The organism is Legionella sp. 27cVA30 (assembly GCF_024160945.1).
GTDB classification, from domain to species: domain Bacteria; phylum Pseudomonadota; class Gammaproteobacteria; order Legionellales; family Legionellaceae; genus Legionella_A; species Legionella_A septentrionalis.
On the sequence record NZ_JAMYXK010000002.1, the window covers coordinates 231,369 to 250,597 of the forward strand.

Consider the following 19,229-nt stretch of genomic DNA (forward strand, 5'->3'; position numbering starts at 1 on the left):
AATACTCTCTGCTTCTGCTACGCTTTAACAAGATTTAATTCTTTGCGGCGAGCGTTTCGCTGACCGCTTGACCATCAAGGACGAGTCGATATGGAGCCATCCCAAAATAAAGATTCTAATGATGAGAAAAAATTTTTGCCGCAAGTGCGCTGTTTGGGCTCGGATATGCCTAGACAAAGTTGCGAGACGATTGATTCCAAGGAACCTGAAGAATTTTTTAATTTCATGGATAGACTGTTCCAGGCTTACTTAGCAAAGGGCACGGCTGGCATTAGTCCTGCCGCTATTGCTACTGCTTATTTTTCATGGTTAGCGCAACTGGCTCAGTCGCCTGGCCGTATGCTTGAATTAGGCCTTTACCCTTTTTTACACGCAAGCGACGTCCTTAAGCGCATTTGTTGTGAAGCGCAACCTGCCAATGGTTGCGATGTTCGCTTTCATACAGAAACCTGGCAGCTCTTCCCCTGGCGCTGGTGGGCTGAGTCTTTTTTACAAACGGAAGACTGGTGGCGACGAGCAACGCTAAATATTTCCGGGGTTCCCGATCATGTAGAGCGCACCGTTTCTTTTACAGTCCGGCAAGTTTTGGATGCTCTCTCACCCGCAAATTTTGTTTTAACGAATCCTGACCTGTTTTGGGAAACGCTGCGCTCAGGCGGCAAAAATTTGCTTCGTGGCATGGAAATTGGTTTGGAAGACTTTTTAGTCCGCTTAAGTGGGCTGCCTCCGCCGGGAGCAGAGCATTTTATTCCAGGAAAAGACGTAGCCGTTACGCCGGGGCGTGTCGTATTTAGCAATGATCTTATTGAGTTAATTCAATACGAGGCAACAACTAAAACGGTATATAAAGAGCCATTGCTCATCATACCGGCTTGGATTATGAAATATTACATCCTGGACCTATCACCACATAATTCATTAGTGAAATGGTTAGTGGAGCAGGGGCATACCGTTTTTATTATTTCTTGGAAGAACCCCGACAGTTCCGATCGTAACTTGAGCTTGCATGATTATTATAACTTGGGGGCGATGGCCGCGATTAATGCAGTTTCACGTATTTTTCCTAAAATAAAAATTCATCTCATGGGATATTGCCTAGGCGGCACGTTGGCATTGATTACTGCCGCTGCGATGGCGAGAGAAGGAGATAAACGCTTAAAGAGCTTAACTTTACTTGCAGCGCAAGGTGATTTCACGGAAGCAGGGGAATTGATGTTATTCATCACCGAAAGTGAAGTGGCTTTCTTAGAAAATATGATGTGGGAGCAAGGGTATTTGGATACAAAGCAAATGGCAGGTTCTTTCCAAATGCTGCGTACTTACGATTTAATTTGGTCTAAAATGGTTCAGGATTACATGCATGGTACTCGCCGCGGCATGATTGATCTATTGGCATGGAATGCAGACGCCACCAGAATGCCTTATAAGATGCACAGCGAATACCTTGAAAAACTATTTTTAAACAATGACTTTGCCGCAGGCCGTTTTATGTTGGAAGGCAATCCTGTCGTGCCGGAAAATATTCATGTGCCCGCATTTGTAGTGAGTACTGAAAAAGATCACGTGGCGCCCTGGCCATCTGTTTACAAAATTCATTTGATGCTCAATGATGATATAACCTTTGTCCTGGCCAGTGGCGGACATAATGCCGGGATTGTCAGTGAACCAGGTCATCAAGGCCGTTCCTACCGCATACGCGAGCATAAACATCGGGCTGCATACATGGGGCCGGAACAATGGTTAAAAAGTGCAGCAAATCATGATGGCTCATGGTGGCTTGCCTGGAATCAGTGGCTTGTGAAACATTCTTCTTCCCAGCAAGTCACAGCGCCAGTATTTGACGAGTCCTTGCCCAAAGCCCCAGGAACTTACGTTTTGCAAAAATAATGCAACTACAGATTAAGTTAAAAATCGCTAATAAGAGATAAGGGAAAAGCGGCTATGAGTTATAAAGATTATTATAAAATAATGGGATTAAATCGGGACGCAACAGCAAATGATATTAAAACAGCTTATAGAAAACTGGCGCGCAAATACCATCCAGACATCAGTAAAGATCCCCAGGGCGAAGAAAAATTCAAGGAATTGGGTGAGGCTTATGAAGTATTAAGAGATCCTGAAAAAAGAAAAGTATATGACCAATACGTTAGAGACTGGGATTTAAACCAAAAAGCACAATATTCTTCCCAACAAAGCAGCTGGGATTTCGGTGGTAAAGAAGGTTTTCAGTTTGACGCTGATTTTTTTGAATCCTTGTTCGGGGCAAGGCCATCCGGGGAGCAACGATACGCCGGTGCCGATTATCGAAGCAATCTCGTTATCAGTTTAGAGGAAGCATACAAAGGGACGGTAAAAGATATCCTCTTGCCAACCGCGCAAGGCCAGGAAACCCTGCGAGTTAAAATTCCGGCTGGCATACGCAGCGGGCAACAGATCCGTGTACCAGGCAAAGGCGCCAGCGGCGATAAAAGCGGCATTCGCGGCGATTTATATCTAACCGTACACATCGGCAAGCACCCTTTATTTGAAGTGAAGGATAATGATATTTACATGACTCTTCCTATTGCACCATGGGAAGCCGCTCTTGGAGCAACGGTTGTTGTCCCTACTCTGGGTGGCAAGGTGGATTTAAAAATTCCACCGGGCTCGCAAGGCGGGCAAACACTGCGCCTGAAAAAACGTGGTTTGCAAGGGAGTGTGCCTGGCGATCAATATGTGATTTTAAAAATCATGATCCCGCAGCCGACAACGGATGCAGCGCGTAATGTTTATAAAAAGATGGCTGAGGAAATGCCGTTTAACCCACGTGAACGATTGAGGATTTAGTATGGGAAACAAGCAAGTCATAACAGGCTTACTCGTGGATGAAAATCATACGGTTTCATTTATTGAAGTATGCGAAAAATATGATATATCCGAAGAATTGCTGCAGGGAATGCTAGAGCAAGGATTGTTTAGCCATCCCCCTAAAGATGTAAAAAACTTGCAAATTGATTATGCAATGGTGCGTAGGATTCAATCAGCCAAACGCTTGCAGCAGGATCTGGGGGTCAATATTCCCGGAGTGGTTTTGGTATTGGAATTACTTGAGGAGTTGGAGCAACTCAGAAGCGAATTGAGTATTTTGCAGCGTCATATGGAAATGCCTGAGTAATTATTTGAACTCAAGCTTGGCTTGGTTCTCGCGCTCGTCTGCAATCTCACTGGTCAAGTGAAAGAGTCCCAAAGTAACCAACCCGGCAGCTAAACCCGCCCCTGCAGTAATGCCTAGAGCAGCCACGGGGGCGGCGGGCGTACTCAACAGCATAACCAGAGCAGTGATGGCCACGGCAAAGGCGATGATGCTGCACACGCCGCTTAGCACACAAAAGGCACCTAATAAAAAACTATAATTGTTGCGATGGGATGATTTTTCTTCAGTTTCTGGGGATGTCAGAGTTGGAGTAGCGGGCAATATAATTTCACTGTCATTCGCATTGTTTGGTGTGGAAATAGGATCTGTGTTGGCTGGTGGAGAGATGGGGGGCTGCTGCTCTTTAAACTCATCGGATTCCTGAATTCCCCCTCCTTGGAGTGAAGACTGTTCGGCTGTTTCCATGGGGATGGTTTCATTGCTTGCTTGTTGGTTTTGTATCATATCCTGCTGTTCACGGGCATCATTTCCCTGGATAAATTTTTTCATGTTTTCCATTTGTTGCAGAAAAAGCGGAAAGGGCGAGGCCTGTTCATCCAAAAGACCTTTTGGGCAAATTGCGGGTAACAGTAAAGAATAGGGTAAGGCGTCTTCCAGTTTCATTTCCTGGCTTAAGACTGCTGTCCGATTTTTTAAATACTGATCATAGCTGTGCTGATATTCAGAGAGCAATTTCTCAGTCTTGGAATCTTTAATTAAATAATAATGGCCAACTGCACTATCCAGAATGACTTCAAATGGAACGCTGTCGTCTTGTTCTGGGTTTATGTGTTCAACAAGAATTCCGCTTAAATTATATATTCTAAAGGAGTAGTTTAAGCGTCGTAAAACCGGAAGTAAGTCATCCGGAGCCAATTTGGTATTCAATTTGCCAATTTCTTTGGCATAAGCCACGCGTCCATTATTAGCCCAATGAGCGTGAAGACATGCATCATTGATATCTTCTTTTGCAGCGCGAATGACACAAGATTCCAAAAAATCCTGATTGGCTTGACATAACACACCTTCTGGGCCGGAGAGTAAATCTTCAGGTTGTATTCCTTCCTTACGGGCATCAATATAAGCCTTAAACGCGTTTAAAATAACAGGGGGGGTCTCACTCGAATGTTCAAAAAGCTTTGCCGTTTCCGTAGCAAACCATTCGCGTAACAAGATACCAAGCACCAAGGTTTTTTCCACCATAAAATTTGGAAAGGTGGTTTGATTTTTATCTGAAACTTTTGCATAGGCAGCGAAGAAATCCAAGGAGGCTGCATCAGGAAACAATTTTTGTAATTCTTTAGCTGGGCTATCAGGCTCGAGTATGGATTTAAACGTAAAAAGATCGGCAGGCAAAGGCAGGCCATTTGCTAAAAGAAATGCTCCATAGCAGTGAAAGAAGCAATTTTCAAATGCACCGGAAACATCTACTGCCTGTGTTTGCAGAAATTGCTGCACGTTTTCAGAGGTAAACCGCATTATCTCAGCAAAATTAATGATCTTTATTTATCATAGCGCAAATTAATTAAGGTTTTATTAAATTCTCTAACTCAATGCCTCTCGTATTGTCCAGGTGCGTAATCCTTGGGCGTTAACGCCAGGTCTTGGTTTTATCCACAATAATAGCGGAGTAGTCGAATCTCTGTTTGGGGGAGTTGGGCTATTAAGGGCTACGGCAAAAGCGTATCTTTTTCTAAGTTGTTGCAAAGTTGACCAAACTTGCCCCACATTTACATTGTAATCTTGCAAAATTAATTCATTATTTCGAAACAGTACGGTAACTGCCTGCCCTTTCACTGCCTGTTTTATTGCTGTTTCAAGCTGGCGCCATTTCGCTTTTCTATTGCGCTGCAAATCGGCTTGAGTTGGATGTTGCTGATAAGCCACGCGTGCATGGGCGTTTTTAGGCCCAAGAAACCGGTTATAATTAGGTTTTTGTTGTAAAAAGAAATCACATAAAGCATCAACCAGAGAACGGTAACGGCCAGAAACAGCAGGTTTCGTTCCAGGGAGTACATTCACGAAAATGGCAAATGCCAGCGTATGCGCATTGGCCGTATATAAATAACCTGAAAGGCCAATGACACCAGTCATGGTGCCTGTTTTAGCCCGGATTAATCCTTGCTGGGTGGGCTTGCGGAAACGCTTTTGCAACGTTCCATCCTGACCTGCAACAGGTAAAGCCGCGATGTATTCATATGCAAGCGGGAAACGCTCGTGCAGAAAACGCAACAAGCCTACTGTTTGTTGCGGAGTTAATTGATCATAGCGCGATAAACCCGAGCCATCCGTGAGCACTGCATTTTGCATATTAATCCCGGTTTGCTGCTGGATAAAATTCTTAAGAACTACTTGCGCTTGCTGCCAATCTACAGGAGCGCCATGGAGTTTTGCAGCAGTATGTAGATAAAGGCTGTCAGCATATAAATTATCAGAGGGCTTTAGCGTATCAGCCATTAATTGCGCAATAGGTTTTGAATCATGGCTGGCTAAAAGCAGTGTACCGGGAGGCGCATTGCCGAGTAAGACTTGACCATCCAGACCAATTTGTAAATCAGTCAATTGTGATTTAATCGATTCTTGCGTATAGCGCAGAGGATTGGTAATGGCAATGCGTTGTTGCACAGCCCATTGGCCCACGCCCACGCACCCGCGCACAGTCAAGCGATTGTCTTCATCCATGCTAAAGCCGATGCCGCATCCTTTTGTTTGTGGCTTGGTTTCAACCTGATTGTTAATTAATAAGTTTGCACTGTGATCACTAATTTCTACCAGTGCTGGCTTGCCTGCCTGGTGAGCAGGGTTTATGGTAATGGTTAAGCGGTTTTCATCGAGCACGACCGGTGCAATGGGAGCACCATAACCGTATTTAAAGTCTTGTACCACCCATCCTGGTGCGTGACTGGCAACAAAACGATGGTTGCTGACTAATACGACGTCTCCCTGGATGCGTTTTACTCCCCATTCACTCAGCTTTAACAGTAAATCAGATAAATGATCCTGCATAAAGGACGGATCGCCAGGCAAATGTAAAAAAACCGAGCCTTTTAACGTGCCATTTTCAAGAAGCGTGGCATTGGTGCTTAATTGCGTTTTAAAACGGTAATCGGGCCCTAAGACCATAAGTGCTGCAGCATCTGAAAACAATTTCATATTGCTTGCCGGGATAAAAAGACGGGTGGCATTGCGCTGGTATAAATTTTCTCCTGTATTTAAATCGATTATTGAGACGCCCATATTGATGGAAGGATCCACCTGGTTAATCAAGTGATCCACTGTCCTTTTTAACGTAGTGGCATGTGCGCTTAAACATACGATTCCAAACAACAAGGCAGGCAGAATCCTTTTCATCAATTGGGAGCTCCAAAAATAAATGATTAGAAATTGGTGCAAAAGAAAGATTGCGTTGAAGTATTAATCATAGCGCAAGCCCATGCGTTCCAGAAGTCCCGAAAGGGTGTCGTTATCATAAAATTTTATTTTTAGCCATCCGCCACCATCTTCCGGAACAATTTGCACCGGAGCTCCTATTTGCTCGGCTAATTGCATTTCCAAAAAAACCTTATCAGGAGTTTCCGCACCATTGGGCGAGGCTGAGTTTCGGGCTTTTAAATCTTGAACTTTTTTTTCAAGATGACGCACTGACCAGCCATGTGCTTCTATTTTTCCAGCCAGCATTTCCTGCTCGGCAATGGTAAGTCCAACCAAGGCGCGGGCATGCCCTAAAGAAAGTTGCTTGTTTGCAATTCTTTCCTGAAGGGATGGAGCTAAAGTCAAAAGGCGTAAAATATTTGCAATGTGGCTGCGTGATTTCCCAACCAAGGTGGCAATTTCTTCTTGATTGAAATGAAATTCCTGGGATAAACGGCGATAACCATGAGCTTCTTCCATTAAATTCAAGTCTTGCCGCTGGATATTTTCAATTAAGGTAATTGCAGCTGCTTGCTCTTCCCCGTATTCGCCTATTAAACAAGGCACTTCTGTTAATCCAGCCAACATGGCCGCCCGCCAACGGCGTTCGCCTGCGATGATTTCATAACAATCAGGCGTATTTTGCCGAACGATGAGTGGCTCAATCAAGCCTTGCGATAAAATGGATTGCGCCAGTTCCTGTAAGGCATCCTCAGCAAATGCTTTTCTTGGCTGATAGCGTCCTCGTTGTAAAAATTCAATTGGCAGCCATTTCAGCGTTTGCATGAAACATTCTCTGGCAGTGATTCTGGCTTATCATAAATCCACCAGCCAGCGTGAAATAACATATGGGCAATGATGGTTGCCAAAATTCCAAATTGCCAAAAGATAAAACCAAACAAAATTCCTTGCCAACCATACAAAAGTAGGAATGAATAAAGAAAGCGCCTGTCGCGGGTACATCCTGCAGCCAAATAAAGCGGTAATTGGCTTAATGCATAAAGAATGGCTTGCATGAAAATAGCGCTACAGATAATGATGGCATGTCGCTGCTGTGAAAAAAGAATGGCAAAAAAAGCACAAACATTCAGTAAGCCCCAACGCGCTAGTATTTCTTCAGCGACGCTGTAAAGCATGCTGCCGTCTAAGCCGATGGCTGCACGAATTTTTTGCAGTTGCAGTAAAGCAGTTGCATCAAGAAAGCAGGAAACCACACCATAATACAAGACAAGGAAAACCAGTAAACCGCCGGCAGTGTAAAGAAACATAAACAAAGCCGTGTCTTGCCAGAAATCCAGGTGCGGGTGTGCAGACAGCAGCATGGCTAAGGCTTTTGCTCCTAAGCCGGTGGGAATGGATAATACACTGCCTGCCATGCTCATCACAAACACCATGAGCAGGGTTTGCCCAACGGCGATTTTGCTGATTCGCCTCTTAAGTTCTTCCGAGCTCGTTTTTAGTAAAAAACGGATTAAGCGGGGTACCGCAATCAGTATTCCCGGAATGGAAAGAACAAATAAAACCCCAACGAAAGGCCAATTAATCATGATTGTTTACTAAGAACGCTATAAAAAAAACCATCCATATTGTTTTCACCCGGTAGAATTTGCCAACCATGCCCTGTTGCATGTGCCCATGCATGCGGGTGCATGAGGGGTTTACAATCCAGATGCCTATCGATGAAACGAGCAATTTGTTGTTCGTTTTCTTCTGGCAATATCGAACAGGTAGCGTAAACCATGAGCCCGCCTGGAGCAAGAAGCGGCCATAATGCGTCCAATATTTTTTCCTGCAATTTGGCGGCATTCGTAACTTCATTTTTTGTGCGCAACAATTTAATGTCTGGATGGCGGCGAATCACGCCTGTAGCAGAGCAAGGTGCGTCAACTAAAATACGGTCGAAGGGTTTGCCATCCCACCAGGCATCCGGAACAGAAGCATCTCCGGCTACGAGAGTTGCTTGCAAATGCAAACGTTGTAAATTTTCTTGTACCCGCTCCAAGCGCTTAAGATCGGCGTCGACGGCTACACAACATGCCAAATCAGGTTCACTTTCCAGAATATGGCAGGTTTTGCCTCCAGGGGCGCAACAGGCATCCAAGAGCCGAAGTCCTGGTTTTAACTGTAGCAGTAAAGCAGCCATCTGAGCCGCAGCATCTTGCACCGATACATCACCCGCGGCAAAACCTGGAAGCTTTTCCACAGGACAAGGCTCAGCAAGAACGAGGCATGCTGGTGCATGGGGATGCTTGTGTGCCGCAATATGCGCTTCCTGCAGCCGGTTTAAATAAGCGTCAGTACTGATGCGTGCATTATTGACGCGCAAGCTCATGGGCGGGTGCGCATCATTCGCACTAAGTATCGCTTCCCATTTTGCAGGCCAGGTTGTTTTTATCTCTTGCAGCAGCCAGCGAGGGTGGTTGTGTTTATAGGCTGGCGAATCGTATATCTTACTTATAATGGTTTCTTTTTGCCGGCAAAAATTGCGTAAAACGGCATTGATTAAACCCTTAGCCCATGGTTTTTTCAATTGTTCCAGCAAGGCGACGGTTTCTTTAACAACGGCATAATCCGGGGTATGCAGATAATGCAATTGATAAATACCGAGCAATAGGCTGAGCCAGATTTCTAATTCTTTTGGCCTTTTTTTTAATAACGGAGTAACCAATGCTTCTAAAGCAAAATAAAAACGGCAAACACCAAAGCAAAGTTCTTTGGTAAAAGGGGGGGCGGTTTGCAGCAAATGCGATAATGGTTTTTTTTCCTGCAGCAACTGGGTCAAAATGCGAACAGCAAGCAAGCGTTCATTTGGTTTCATCATCGTAAAACCAAGCCAAGATACAGCTGGTTACGTGCGGCATTTAACCAGTCAGCGACCGACATGGCCTTCCCGCCTGCAAATTGCAAGCGCTGGACCAGTAAGGCATGCTTGCCGGTTGCAACCAGCATGCCTTTTTTATTTAAAGCGACAATGGTGCCAGGAGAACCCTCATAGGTTTGCGGTATGATGTGAGCTTGATGAATACGTACAGGCTCCTCATTAGCATGGGTGTAAGCAATAGGCCAGGGGTTAAAGGCACGGATTTGCCGGTCGATTTCCTCGGCCGGTTTATGCCAATCAATTAATGCATCTTCCTTGTTTATTTTAGGGGCATAAGTGGCTTGAGAAGAATCTTGTTGCTCACCTATTATGCTTCCCTGACTCAATGCATGTAAAGCTGCAAGCAAAGGTGCGACCGCTAATTGCGCCAAGCGATCATGCAATTGTCCGGCTGTTTCTTCTGGATGAATGAAGCAAGATGCTTTGGCTAACATATTGCCGGTATCCATGCCAACATCCATTTGCATGATGGTAACGCCAGTTTCTTTATCTCCATGCAAAACAGCATGCTGGATGGGGGACGCGCCACGCCAACGGGGTAATAGCGAAGCATGGACATTGATGCAACCATGAGGCGGGATTTCAAGTACCGCTCGCGGTAAAATGAGCCCGTAAGCAATCACTACCATAAGATCAGGTTTTAAAGTCGCTAACTCGGTTACGGTTTGCGGCTCTTTAAAATTAACAGGTTGATAGACAGGCACATGCTGACTTTCCGCCCATTCTTTTACTGGCGAGGCTTGCAAGCGCCGGCCTCTTCCAGCGGGGCGGTCCGGTTGCGTGTATATTGCTGCCAGATTATGGCCGGATAGCGCAATGGCTTGTAAAGAAGGTAGGGCAAATTCCGGTGTGCCCGCAAAAACAATATTTAACTTTTTCATGTTTTGCGTGTTTTTTGCCGTAGGAATTTCTCGAGCCTTCTTCTCGCCAATGCTCTTTTTAGCGGGGATAGTAAGTCTACGAATAATTTTCCATTCAAGTGATCAATTTCATGCTGGAAGCATTCAGCCAATAATCCCTCAGCACTCATTTCATATGGTTTACCGTAACGATCCTGAGCGCGGATTGTTACCTTGCCTGCTCGGACAACGGTATCGTAGGCTCCAGGAACTGAGAGACAGCCTTCCTGATATTCAATCGGATTTTCTGAGGCAATTATTTCAGGATTAACCAACACGAGTTGCTGCGTTTTATCGCCTATTACATCAATTACCGAAAGACGCAGATCAATGCCAATTTGCGGCGCAGCAAGCCCTACGCCTTTTGCAGCATACATCGTATCAAACATGTCTTCGATTAAAATTTGCAGTTCTTCATCAAATACTTCAATTTTTTTTGCAACCCGTCGTAATCTTGGATCGGGTAAATAGATAATTTTACGTATGGCCATTTTGCACTGTTTAACAACAATCATTGCATGGTATTATCGCCCAATACACTATCGGGTAGCAAGTAGCGTAACTTGCGTTAGTATTGAGTTAAATAGCGGAAGCGGCATGGCAAATCCGTGCCAGGGAATTTTTGCGATAAACCAGCCAAGACAAGGATTGTTGCATGCGATATAAGCTCCTTTTTATTTGTCTCATTTTATTTGTAACCGCCTCGCATTCGTTAACTTTGCGCTCCAATGCTCCTGCGCGTTACGTCGTGCAGCCTGGTGATACTTTATGGGATATTGCCAATCGTTATCTTGCTTATCCCTGGGAGTGGAAAGCTCTTTGGCATGCGAATCCGCAAATAAAAAATCCTGACCGCCTTTATCCAGGAGCAGTTCTTGAGTTACGTTATCATCAACGCAATCCTTATTTAAGGGTATTGTCAAATGGTACGGTAAAATTATCACCCTACATGCGCCCCATGCCGCTTGAAGAAGCTATCCCACCGATTCCGCTGAGCGATATTAAGCCCTTCCTGGATGCTTCTTTGGTGCTCGATCGCGATACGCTCACCAATGCACCTTTTGTGCTTGCCTTTACTACGGAACATATGTTGGGAAGCCAGGGAGATAATGTTTATGTGAAGAACCTCTGTCCGCCTTGTCCACTTCCAGGAGCCACCTTTTCTTATGCTTTGTACAGACCTTGCGGTGAATACCGAAACCCGGTTACCAAGTGTTTTCTGGGTTATAAAGCCAACCTCGTGGCTTATGCCGAACTCGTAAGAGGCGGGGATCCGGCCACTATTTTGTTGACGGACATCATTCAGGCAGTTGAATTGAAGGATCGTGTGATGCCCCGCAATTACCCGGAATTTGACTTAACCTTTGAACCTAAGACCCCATCTTGCCAAGTGCGTGGCATGATCATTGATTTGCCCGGCGATTATTCGCAAGGTGCAGTAGGGCTTGTGGTCGTTATTGATAAAGGCAAGGATGCAGGGTTGCAGGCCGGGGATGTTTTGGGGGTGTACAGTGAAGGGGGTGGCGCTCCAAATCCTCGTTGCACAGGGGAATGTGTAAAACTGCCTCCGGAACGTATTGGCGAAGTCATGGTATTTCGCACGTTTACCCGCACGAGCTTTGCTTTGGTGGTACGCTCAATCCGTGCCATAAACATAATGGATACGGTGACTAATCCATGAACAACAAGCATTATTTGTTAGCCTTGAACCGGATGCCGCTGGTTGGGCCGCGTACGGTAAGCAAGCTGGTACAACGTTGGCCTGAACTTGGCGAGTTGTTTGCTTTATCTATGGCTGAATTAGAAGCGGCAGGCTTACCTTACAAGCTTGCCTATGCTATTAAGACATTTGACTTTACACAAGTGGATAAAGACTGGCAGTGGCAAGATGCTGCCAGCAATCATCATGTGTTAACTTTAGATGATATTGCCTACCCACGCTTGTTAAAAGAAATTTATGACCCTCCTCCTGTATTGTACGCCATAGGGGATTTATCCGTATTACACGCGCCAACTGTAGCCATTGTAGGCACGCGCAAGCCCACTATACCCGGACAAGAAACAGCGAGACGGTTTGCATTTGAACTGGCAGCGCATGGTGTAGCCATCGTCAGCGGCTTGGCCCTGGGTATTGATGGGGAAGCTCATGCGGGTTGCCTTGATGCCGATGGGCAAACCATTGCTGTGCTGGGGACCGGAGTGGATTGCATATATCCACGTCGGCATCAAGAGCTGGCTCGCAAGATAACGCAACAAGGTCTTTTACTGTCGGAGTTTCCTTTAGGTACACCCCCGGTTGCTGGACATTTCCCCCGCAGAAATCGTATAATAAGCGGTTTGTCATTAGCCACATTGGTTGTTGAAGCAGCAATAAAAAGCGGTTCCTTAATTACAGCCCGGTTAGCACTTGACCAAAATCGCGATGTGTTAGCAATCCCGGGTTCTATTTATAATTCTCAAACACAAGGATGCCATTATTTATTACAGCAAGGGGCTAAGTTGGTCACTTCAAGTGAAGATGTTTTAAATGAATTGCGTCTTGATTCCGCAGGATTAGATGAGAGTAAACCGGTTCTTCTTGCAACCGGGGATGAAAAACTAGTAAAGTGCATTGGTTTTGAAACGACCTCTGTCGATCTAATTGCGATGCGCAGTGGCTTAAGTATTGAAGACGTGGCTTGTGGCTTGGCCGGGCTAGAATTGCAAGGTATTGTAAAAGCGGTGCCTGGCGGTTATATAAGGTGTGTATTATGAAAGACAGCTTGTTCGAATTGTTGTTAAATTTATTTGAGAAAACGCTAAGCAAGTTAAAAGAAAATTATTTAGCCGACAGCGAAAGAAATTCTGCCGAAGACAGCCAAGTTGATATTTATTCCTCCCTCGCTTCTGAAAAAGGGGCGATCGTTTCCGAATTCATCAAGCCGGCGCACACGAACTCCATGCGTGTTTTTACTTATGACGAGCAGATGAAATTTACTAAGGCAAGTTACCAATTTTTAATGCGCATGTTAACTTGGGAAATTATTGACGCAACGACCCTGGAATTAATTATTAATCAACTTGTTTTTTCAGATTCCAGCATGGTGACCCTGGAAGAAACCAAGTGGGCGATCCGTAATACGCTTGCAGAAAATTTGGATGAGAAACAACTTGCTTTTCTTGATCTTGTGCTATATCAAAAGAAAGATAACTCTATATTGCATTAAGATCAATTCAAGAGGTTTTACTTTCCATGAGCAAGCATTTAGTTATTGTAGAGTCGCCTGCAAAAGCCAAAACCATTCAGAAATACTTAGGTGATCATTACGATGTGCTTGCCTCTTATGGACATGTACGCGATTTGCCTCCTAAGAAAGGTTCTGTCGACCCGCAACGTCATTTTGCAATGACGTATGCTCCTATTGAAAAAAATTCCCGTCATATTGAGTTAATCGCCAAAGCTTTGAAGAAAGCTGATTCGCTCCTGCTGGCGACCGACCCGGATCGGGAGGGTGAAGCTATTTCTTGGCATGTCTATGAACTCATGAAAGAGCGTAATCTGTTAACAAACAAAGACGTGCACCGAATTTTTTTCAATGAAATCACTAAATCAGCAATTCAGGAAGCCATTGAGAATCCACGTGCTATTTCCATGGATTTGGTGAATGCCCAGCAAGCCAGACGTGCTTTAGATTATTTAGTGGGCTTTAATCTTTCCCCTTTGTTGTGGAAAAAAGTACGGCGTGGTTTGTCGGCTGGCCGTGTACAAAGTCCGGCTTTGCGGCTTATTGTGGAGCGTGAAGAAGAAATTGAACGTTTTGTTGCGCAAGAATATTGGAAAATCATCGCGCAGTGCGAACATGGTGGCATGCCGTTTGCAGCACGGTTAACTCAATATCGTCTGGAAAAACTGCAGCAATTTACCATCCATGAAGAGCAACAAGCACTCGAGGCTAAAAATACACTATTACGGGAAGCAGGCGGTTTCCTTGTAGTAGATAATATTGAGAAAAAACAGCGCAAGCGTAATCCGGCTGCACCCTTCATCACATCTACCCTGCAGCAGGAAGCTGCACGCAAATTGGGATTTACCGCCCGAAAAACCATGATGGTCGCCCAACAATTATATGAAGGGATTGATATCGGCACGGGCACTGTGGGATTGATTACTTACATGCGTACCGATTCAGTAAACCTTGCTGCTGAAGCTGTAATAGAAATACGCGATTATATTCTTAAACGCTATGGGGATGAAAATGTGCCTAAGAGTCCCCGTATGTATAAAACCAAATCAAAAAATGCACAAGAAGCGCATGAAGCCATTCGCCCTACCTCCATAAACCGCACTCCGGAGGCGATGCAAACGCATTTAACTGCTGATCAGTTCAAGCTTTATAATTTAATTTGGAAACGTACCATTGCTTGTCAAATGGCTGAAGCGCTGGTGGATACGGTAGCAGTTGATTTACGTTGCGGACAGGACAATATTTTTCGGGCCAGTGGTTCAACAGTAGTTTTCCCAGGCTTCCTCCAAGTATATGAAGAAGGCCGGGATGACAGCAAAGAAGATGAGCAGGCAATGGTATTGCCGAAATTCATCCTTGGTGAAAAAGTGGCCTTGCTCGATATCCAAGCTAACCAACACTTCACCGAACCGCCACCAAGGTATTCAGAGGCTTCTTTAGTCAAAGCATTGGAAGAGTTTGATATCGGCCGGCCGTCCACGTATGCAACCATTATTCATACGTTGCAGCAGCGTGAATATGTGGTTGTGGATAAAAAGCGCTTTTATCCGACGGATGTTGGCCGCATTGTCAGCCATTTTTTAACTAATTATTTTACGCGTTATGTAGATTATAAGTTTACGGCGCATCTTGAAGACACGCTGGATGCTATAGCCCGCGGCGAAAAAGAATGGGTCCCTGTACTGGAAGATTTTTGGCAACCTTTTATCCAAAAAATTCAGGCAATTGATGAACAAGTACAACGCAAAGATGTGACTACGGAAATGCTTGAAGAAGCATGCCCGAAATGCGGCAAGGCTTTGGCTATTCGCCTTGGCAAGCGGGGCCGCTTTATTGGCTGTACAGGCTATCCTGATTGTGATTACACCCAAGATTTAAGCGCTCAGGCAGGGGAAAAACCTGAGCCTGACGTAGTTGCAGGGCGGGTATGCCCGAGCTGTCAGGGTGCTCTGCATATTAAAACAGGCCGCTACGGGCGTTTTATTGGTTGCAGTAATTATCCAAACTGTAATTATATGGAACCACTAGAAAAACCTGCGGATACTGGGGTGCAATGTCCAAAATGTAATAATGCCACGTTGCTTAAACGAAAGTCGCGCAAGGGGAAAATCTTTTTTTCATGCGCGAGCTACCCAAAATGTGATTATGCTTTATGGAATGAGCCTATCGCTCAATCTTGCCCCAAATGTGCATGGCCAGTACTGACTATAAAAGAAAGCAAGCGTTCCGGTCGTCAGGTTATTTGCCCTAAAGAGGGGTGCGGGCATACTGTAAAAGAGTAGTTCCCAACGAAGAATTTATATACAAAATAGCCCGCCAGCTATTGACACGCTTGGTCAAGCGTATAAAAATACCTAGGAAATTTTTCCACTAAGGAGTAGTTAATGTCAGATAAAGTACAGGGCACTGTAAAATGGTTTAATGAAAGCAAGGGATTCGGCTTTATCGAAAGCAATGGTAAAGATTACTTTGTCCACTTTAGTGCCATCCAAGCAAATGGTTTCAAGACCTTAAAAGAAGGCGCAACCGTTATGTTTAAAGCCGGCCAAGGTCAAAAAGGTCCGCAAGCTGAAGAAGTTGAGGTATTGTAATCATCGCGATTATAGTTGGTATCGTAGTAAAAACGCTTCGAAGTTCAAGTTACTCTGTGATTTCCCAACTGTACTATTTTCAAGACGGTGGTGTTGCGACACACTGCAGTGTGGATTATTTCCAGACCGCATTTAAGCAGCGCCCCCATTTGTCCGCCAAGGTAAATTAATTCTTTGTTAGACTTCCTTCCCCGTACCGAATATATTAAAGAAATGAATGGCTTGTTGATGAGCCGCTATAATTTTTATCCTAACTATGGCCTTGATTTATTTCTCGTAAGGAAATAAAGCTTACCTGGATCAGCAAGGGCTATTTCAATAATCGCTTGCAAGCGATTACCAATGCGGTTTTCATTGATGTGGCAATTATCTAAACTTATGGCTGCCATGCTGACCGTCTTGCAGTTTTACGCTGATTGCAGGAAAGGGAATTGATCGGATTAATAAATATGCTTAGTCAAATTTTGCTGTTTGCACTGGTTGGTTTTTGTGCCCAAATGGTTGATGGGGCATTAGGGATGGCATATGGAGTTATCAGTACCGGGGTTTTGGTTAGTTTTGGAGTTTCTCCTGCAGTAGCCAGCGCTTCAGTGCACACTGCCGAAATTGTCACAACCGGCATTTCCGGTTTTTCTCATGCAATGTTTAAAAATGTGGATTATGCCTTGTTTAGGCGCTTGGTCATTCCCGGGATGATTGGCTGTATTTTAGGTGTTTTAGTATTGACTAAAATACCGGATTATATTTCCAAACCCTTTATTGCCAGTTATTTAATTTTGGTAGGATGTTTTATTTTATATAAAGTCTTTCAGGAAGGGAAAGTTATACAATCCATTAAAAACTTTGTTGTGAAAAAAGTATTGCACCGCAAACCCTCCGATCATGCCAGGGGGATTATGCCTTTAGGTTTCTTTGGCGGATTTTTTGATGCCGCAGGTGGCGGGGGATGGGGGCCGATAGTGAGTTCTACCTTGCTGATGCAAGGAGCGACTCCCCATTATACAATAGGCTCGGTTAATTTGACTGAATTTATAATTACTCTAACAGTTTCCAGTACATTTTTTTTCACCATGGGGATTGGCAATTGGCCTCTTATCGCAGGATTAATTTTAGGCGGTGGAATTTGTGCCCCATTGGCTGCTGTTTTAGTGCGTCGCCTGCACCCGCAAATTGTCATGTTGCTCGCCGGCAGTTTAATCGTGTGTTTAGGGATATACACAATTGCCGGGATACTGTTTTAATGCGCAAGCATGGCTATGTTTCTGGCGGTTAAAGTTGTAGCAAAATTTGCCGATTTCCTTTGTATATTCATCAAAGTGATCGCGTATTATGAATATCAAAAGGCATTTTGCGCTTACTTCAAGCATCTTAAAGGGCCATGTTAACCGTTATGCCATCCTGGGTTTGATTATTTCTTTAACCAGTATTCTCCTGGCTTCCATGTTGGTTTCCTATCAACTAACCGGCAGGATAAGCCTCGAAGGCATGATTGCGGCGCAAACAAGCAACCCTGCCATATGGGCTCTGGATATTACTCCATTCATGTTTGCATACTGGGGACAATCGTTTTGTTATGAATTAGCCAGCAAGGCTGAATCCATTATTGAAGATAAAACCAGGGAAATGGCGACTAAAAGCGGTGATCTTGAATTAAAGCTTAAATACGAAAGTAATCACGACAGTTTGACCAATCTTCCTAATAATCGTTTGCTAAGCCAGCGCATGAATCAAGCTATACAACAAATACAAAAAGGGGAAGAATTGGCCTTAATTGTGTTAGCCATCCGCAATTTTAAAGAGATTAACTATAATTTCGGGAACTTTAGTGCAAACAGTCTCTTGTTGCAGTTTACTGAAAAATTGAAATCCATATTGCTGGAACCCTATATGTTGCAGGCTTATATGGGTATGAACATGGTAGCTCGCCTGCAAGCTGCCGAGTTTGCCATTTTAATTCCCCGGTTGCGCAAAGAGCATAATCTGGAAGATATTTTATCCAATATTATTGAAGATACATCCGTCAATTTTATGATTGATGGCAGTAACCTCGATATACAAACAACTGCCGGGGTCGCACTTTACCCAAATCACGGCAAAAATGATGAAGAATTATTAAATCATGCCATGATGGCATTGTTTCATGCTGAAAAAGAAAATCAGCCGCATGCCGTGTATGAAGCGACCATGAGCAGCAATTACAAAGCAAAACCTATGATGTTAAAAGAACTTACCGAAGCAATTGAACATGCAGAAATTGAAATCTTGCTGCAAGCGGATTTCAATCTCGCAGAGAAAAAAATAATAGGCGCTGAAACTGTTTTAAATTTTGATCATACGAAATACGGCATGTTCAACAATGAAAAATTTGCTGAAGTGGTGGAAGGAACGCCTTTGGTAAAAAATCTAACGCTGTATGCCTTACAGAATGCAATAAAACAATTGGCGCGCTGGCAGCACATGCAGCAACCCATTTATATGAGAACTTATCTTTATAGCATGGACATGGCATTGCCGGGGTTGATCGAAGAGCTCATCAAAAAAGATGGTGTTCCGCCACCGTTATTGAACATCGAATTGACTGAAAAAACCTGCCTTGGCGATCAAACCCGCTCAATTAATGTGCTTAATCAATTAGCCGCTCTAGGGGTAACGATTACCATCAGTGATTTTGCCAGTGGCTATTCATCCTTCCTATATTTGACCAATTTTCCCATCAATGAAATAAAAATCGATAAGTCATTCGTTATAAACATGATGAAGGACGAGAAAAAACACAGCATTGTGCGTGCCATTATCAAACTGGCAGAATCCATGAATCTCACCGTAGTTGCCGATGGGATTCCGGATGAAAATACACTGCAAGGTTTGCTTGAGCTAGGCTGCAAAATCGGTAACGGGCCGCATCTTGCGCAAGCCATGCGCATGCATGAGTTTAACCAGCTGCTAACGGCTAAGATTTCTTAATTTATCTCTTTTATCTTGCAATAAAATTTTTATAAAAAATAGGGAATAATGACAAGAGGACGAGTCCTGGCAATAAAAAGATGACTT

18 protein-coding genes are annotated in these 19,229 nt (G+C 44.2%); 10 read left to right on the plus strand and 8 right to left on the minus strand.

The genetic code is table 11. From position 1 onward, the window contains the following. Nucleotides 1–165 precede the first annotated feature (165 nt). From NKV53_RS06360 to NKV53_RS06370, 3 genes are read left to right on the plus strand one after another with little or no spacing between them, the layout of a single operon-like run. Nucleotides 166–1,887 carry an alpha/beta hydrolase gene (locus NKV53_RS06360; RefSeq protein WP_199737622.1) on the plus strand — a complete coding sequence of 574 codons (1,722 nt, stop codon included), beginning with the start codon at nt 166–168 and terminating at the stop codon, nt 1,885–1,887. A gap of 54 nt (nt 1,888–1,941) precedes the next feature. Next, on the plus strand, nt 1,942–2,826 hold the full coding sequence (locus NKV53_RS06365; protein WP_126953696.1) for a DnaJ C-terminal domain-containing protein: 885 nt from the start codon (nt 1,942–1,944) through the stop codon (nt 2,824–2,826). Between the two features lies 1 nt (nt 2,827). Beyond that, entirely contained in the window at nt 2,828–3,154 is a 327-nt protein-coding gene (locus NKV53_RS06370; protein ID WP_126953695.1) for a chaperone modulator CbpM, read from the plus strand. On the opposite strand, the gene NKV53_RS06375 is transcribed toward NKV53_RS06370, so the two are convergent. From NKV53_RS06375 to def, 7 genes are all read right to left on the minus strand, one after another. Next, nucleotides 3,155–4,651: a hypothetical protein gene (locus tag NKV53_RS06375; protein WP_126953694.1), complete on the minus strand. Its 1,497-nt coding sequence runs from the start codon at nt 4,649–4,651 to the stop codon at nt 3,155–3,157. 66 nt (nt 4,652–4,717) lie between these two features. Then, complete coding sequence (gene dacB, locus NKV53_RS06380) at nt 4,718–6,523, minus strand: D-alanyl-D-alanine carboxypeptidase/D-alanyl-D-alanine-endopeptidase (RefSeq protein ID WP_127032509.1); 1,806 nt, start codon at nt 6,521–6,523, stop codon at nt 4,718–4,720. Nucleotides 6,524–6,586: 63 nt separating this feature from the next. Then, a complete protein-coding gene (locus NKV53_RS06385; RefSeq protein WP_126953692.1) occupies nt 6,587–7,369 on the minus strand; it encodes a ParB/RepB/Spo0J family partition protein in 783 nt (260 codons plus the stop codon). Continuing rightward, nucleotides 7,357–8,130: a CPBP family intramembrane metalloprotease gene (locus NKV53_RS06390; RefSeq protein ID WP_233581851.1), complete on the minus strand. Its 774-nt coding sequence runs from the start codon at nt 8,128–8,130 to the stop codon at nt 7,357–7,359. Before NKV53_RS06390 ends, NKV53_RS06385 begins: the two co-directional genes overlap by 13 nt. After that, nucleotides 8,127–9,401: a 16S rRNA (cytosine(967)-C(5))-methyltransferase RsmB gene (gene rsmB / locus NKV53_RS06395; RefSeq protein ID WP_126953769.1), complete on the minus strand. Its 1,275-nt coding sequence runs from the start codon at nt 9,399–9,401 to the stop codon at nt 8,127–8,129. Before rsmB ends, NKV53_RS06390 begins: the two co-directional genes overlap by 4 nt. Continuing rightward, nucleotides 9,401–10,345, minus strand: coding sequence for a methionyl-tRNA formyltransferase (fmt, locus tag NKV53_RS06400; protein ID WP_126953690.1), 945 nt, complete (start codon nt 10,343–10,345; stop codon nt 9,401–9,403). The genes rsmB and fmt overlap by 1 nt, the downstream gene beginning before the upstream one ends. After that, entirely contained in the window at nt 10,342–10,854 is a 513-nt protein-coding gene (def, locus tag NKV53_RS06405; RefSeq protein WP_233579603.1) for a peptide deformylase, read from the minus strand. Before def ends, fmt begins: the two co-directional genes overlap by 4 nt. A 164-nt stretch (nt 10,855–11,018) precedes the next feature. Between def and NKV53_RS06410 the strand changes: the two genes are divergently transcribed. The 5 genes from NKV53_RS06410 to NKV53_RS06430 all read left to right on the plus strand — a co-directional run bounded on the left by NKV53_RS06410 (nt 11,019) and on the right by NKV53_RS06430 (nt 16,178). Then, a complete protein-coding gene (locus NKV53_RS06410) occupies nt 11,019–12,044 on the plus strand; it encodes a LysM peptidoglycan-binding domain-containing protein (RefSeq protein WP_126953688.1) in 1,026 nt (341 codons plus the stop codon). Continuing rightward, nucleotides 12,041–13,117, plus strand: a complete 1,077-nt coding sequence (dprA, locus tag NKV53_RS06415; protein WP_126953687.1) for a DNA-processing protein DprA — start codon at nt 12,041–12,043, stop codon at nt 13,115–13,117. The genes NKV53_RS06410 and dprA overlap by 4 nt, the downstream gene beginning before the upstream one ends. Further along, nucleotides 13,114–13,569: a DUF494 family protein gene (locus tag NKV53_RS06420; RefSeq protein WP_126953686.1), complete on the plus strand. Its 456-nt coding sequence runs from the start codon at nt 13,114–13,116 to the stop codon at nt 13,567–13,569. The genes dprA and NKV53_RS06420 overlap by 4 nt, the downstream gene beginning before the upstream one ends. 26 nt (nt 13,570–13,595) lie before the next feature. Then, on the plus strand, nt 13,596–15,869 hold the full coding sequence (gene topA / locus NKV53_RS06425; RefSeq protein ID WP_126953685.1) for a type I DNA topoisomerase: 2,274 nt from the start codon (nt 13,596–13,598) through the stop codon (nt 15,867–15,869). A gap of 102 nt (nt 15,870–15,971) precedes the next feature. Next, nucleotides 15,972–16,178 carry a cold-shock protein gene (locus tag NKV53_RS06430; RefSeq protein ID WP_126953684.1) on the plus strand — a complete coding sequence of 69 codons (207 nt, stop codon included), beginning with the start codon at nt 15,972–15,974 and terminating at the stop codon, nt 16,176–16,178. 254 nt (nt 16,179–16,432) lie between these two features. Here NKV53_RS06430 and NKV53_RS11900 read toward each other — a convergent pair whose 3' ends face one another. Beyond that, entirely contained in the window at nt 16,433–16,567 is a 135-nt protein-coding gene (locus tag NKV53_RS11900; RefSeq protein WP_256478814.1) for a hypothetical protein, read from the minus strand. A gap of 60 nt (nt 16,568–16,627) precedes the next feature. Between NKV53_RS11900 and NKV53_RS06435 the strand changes: the two genes are divergently transcribed. Continuing rightward, nucleotides 16,628–17,419 (plus strand): sulfite exporter TauE/SafE family protein, encoded by a 792-nt coding sequence (locus tag NKV53_RS06435; protein ID WP_126953683.1) that lies wholly within the window; start codon nt 16,628–16,630, stop codon nt 17,417–17,419. An 88-nt stretch (nt 17,420–17,507) separates the two neighbouring features. Next, nucleotides 17,508–19,142: a bifunctional diguanylate cyclase/phosphodiesterase gene (locus NKV53_RS06440; protein ID WP_126953682.1), complete on the plus strand. Its 1,635-nt coding sequence runs from the start codon at nt 17,508–17,510 to the stop codon at nt 19,140–19,142. Nucleotides 19,143–19,229: the final 87 nt, after the last annotated feature.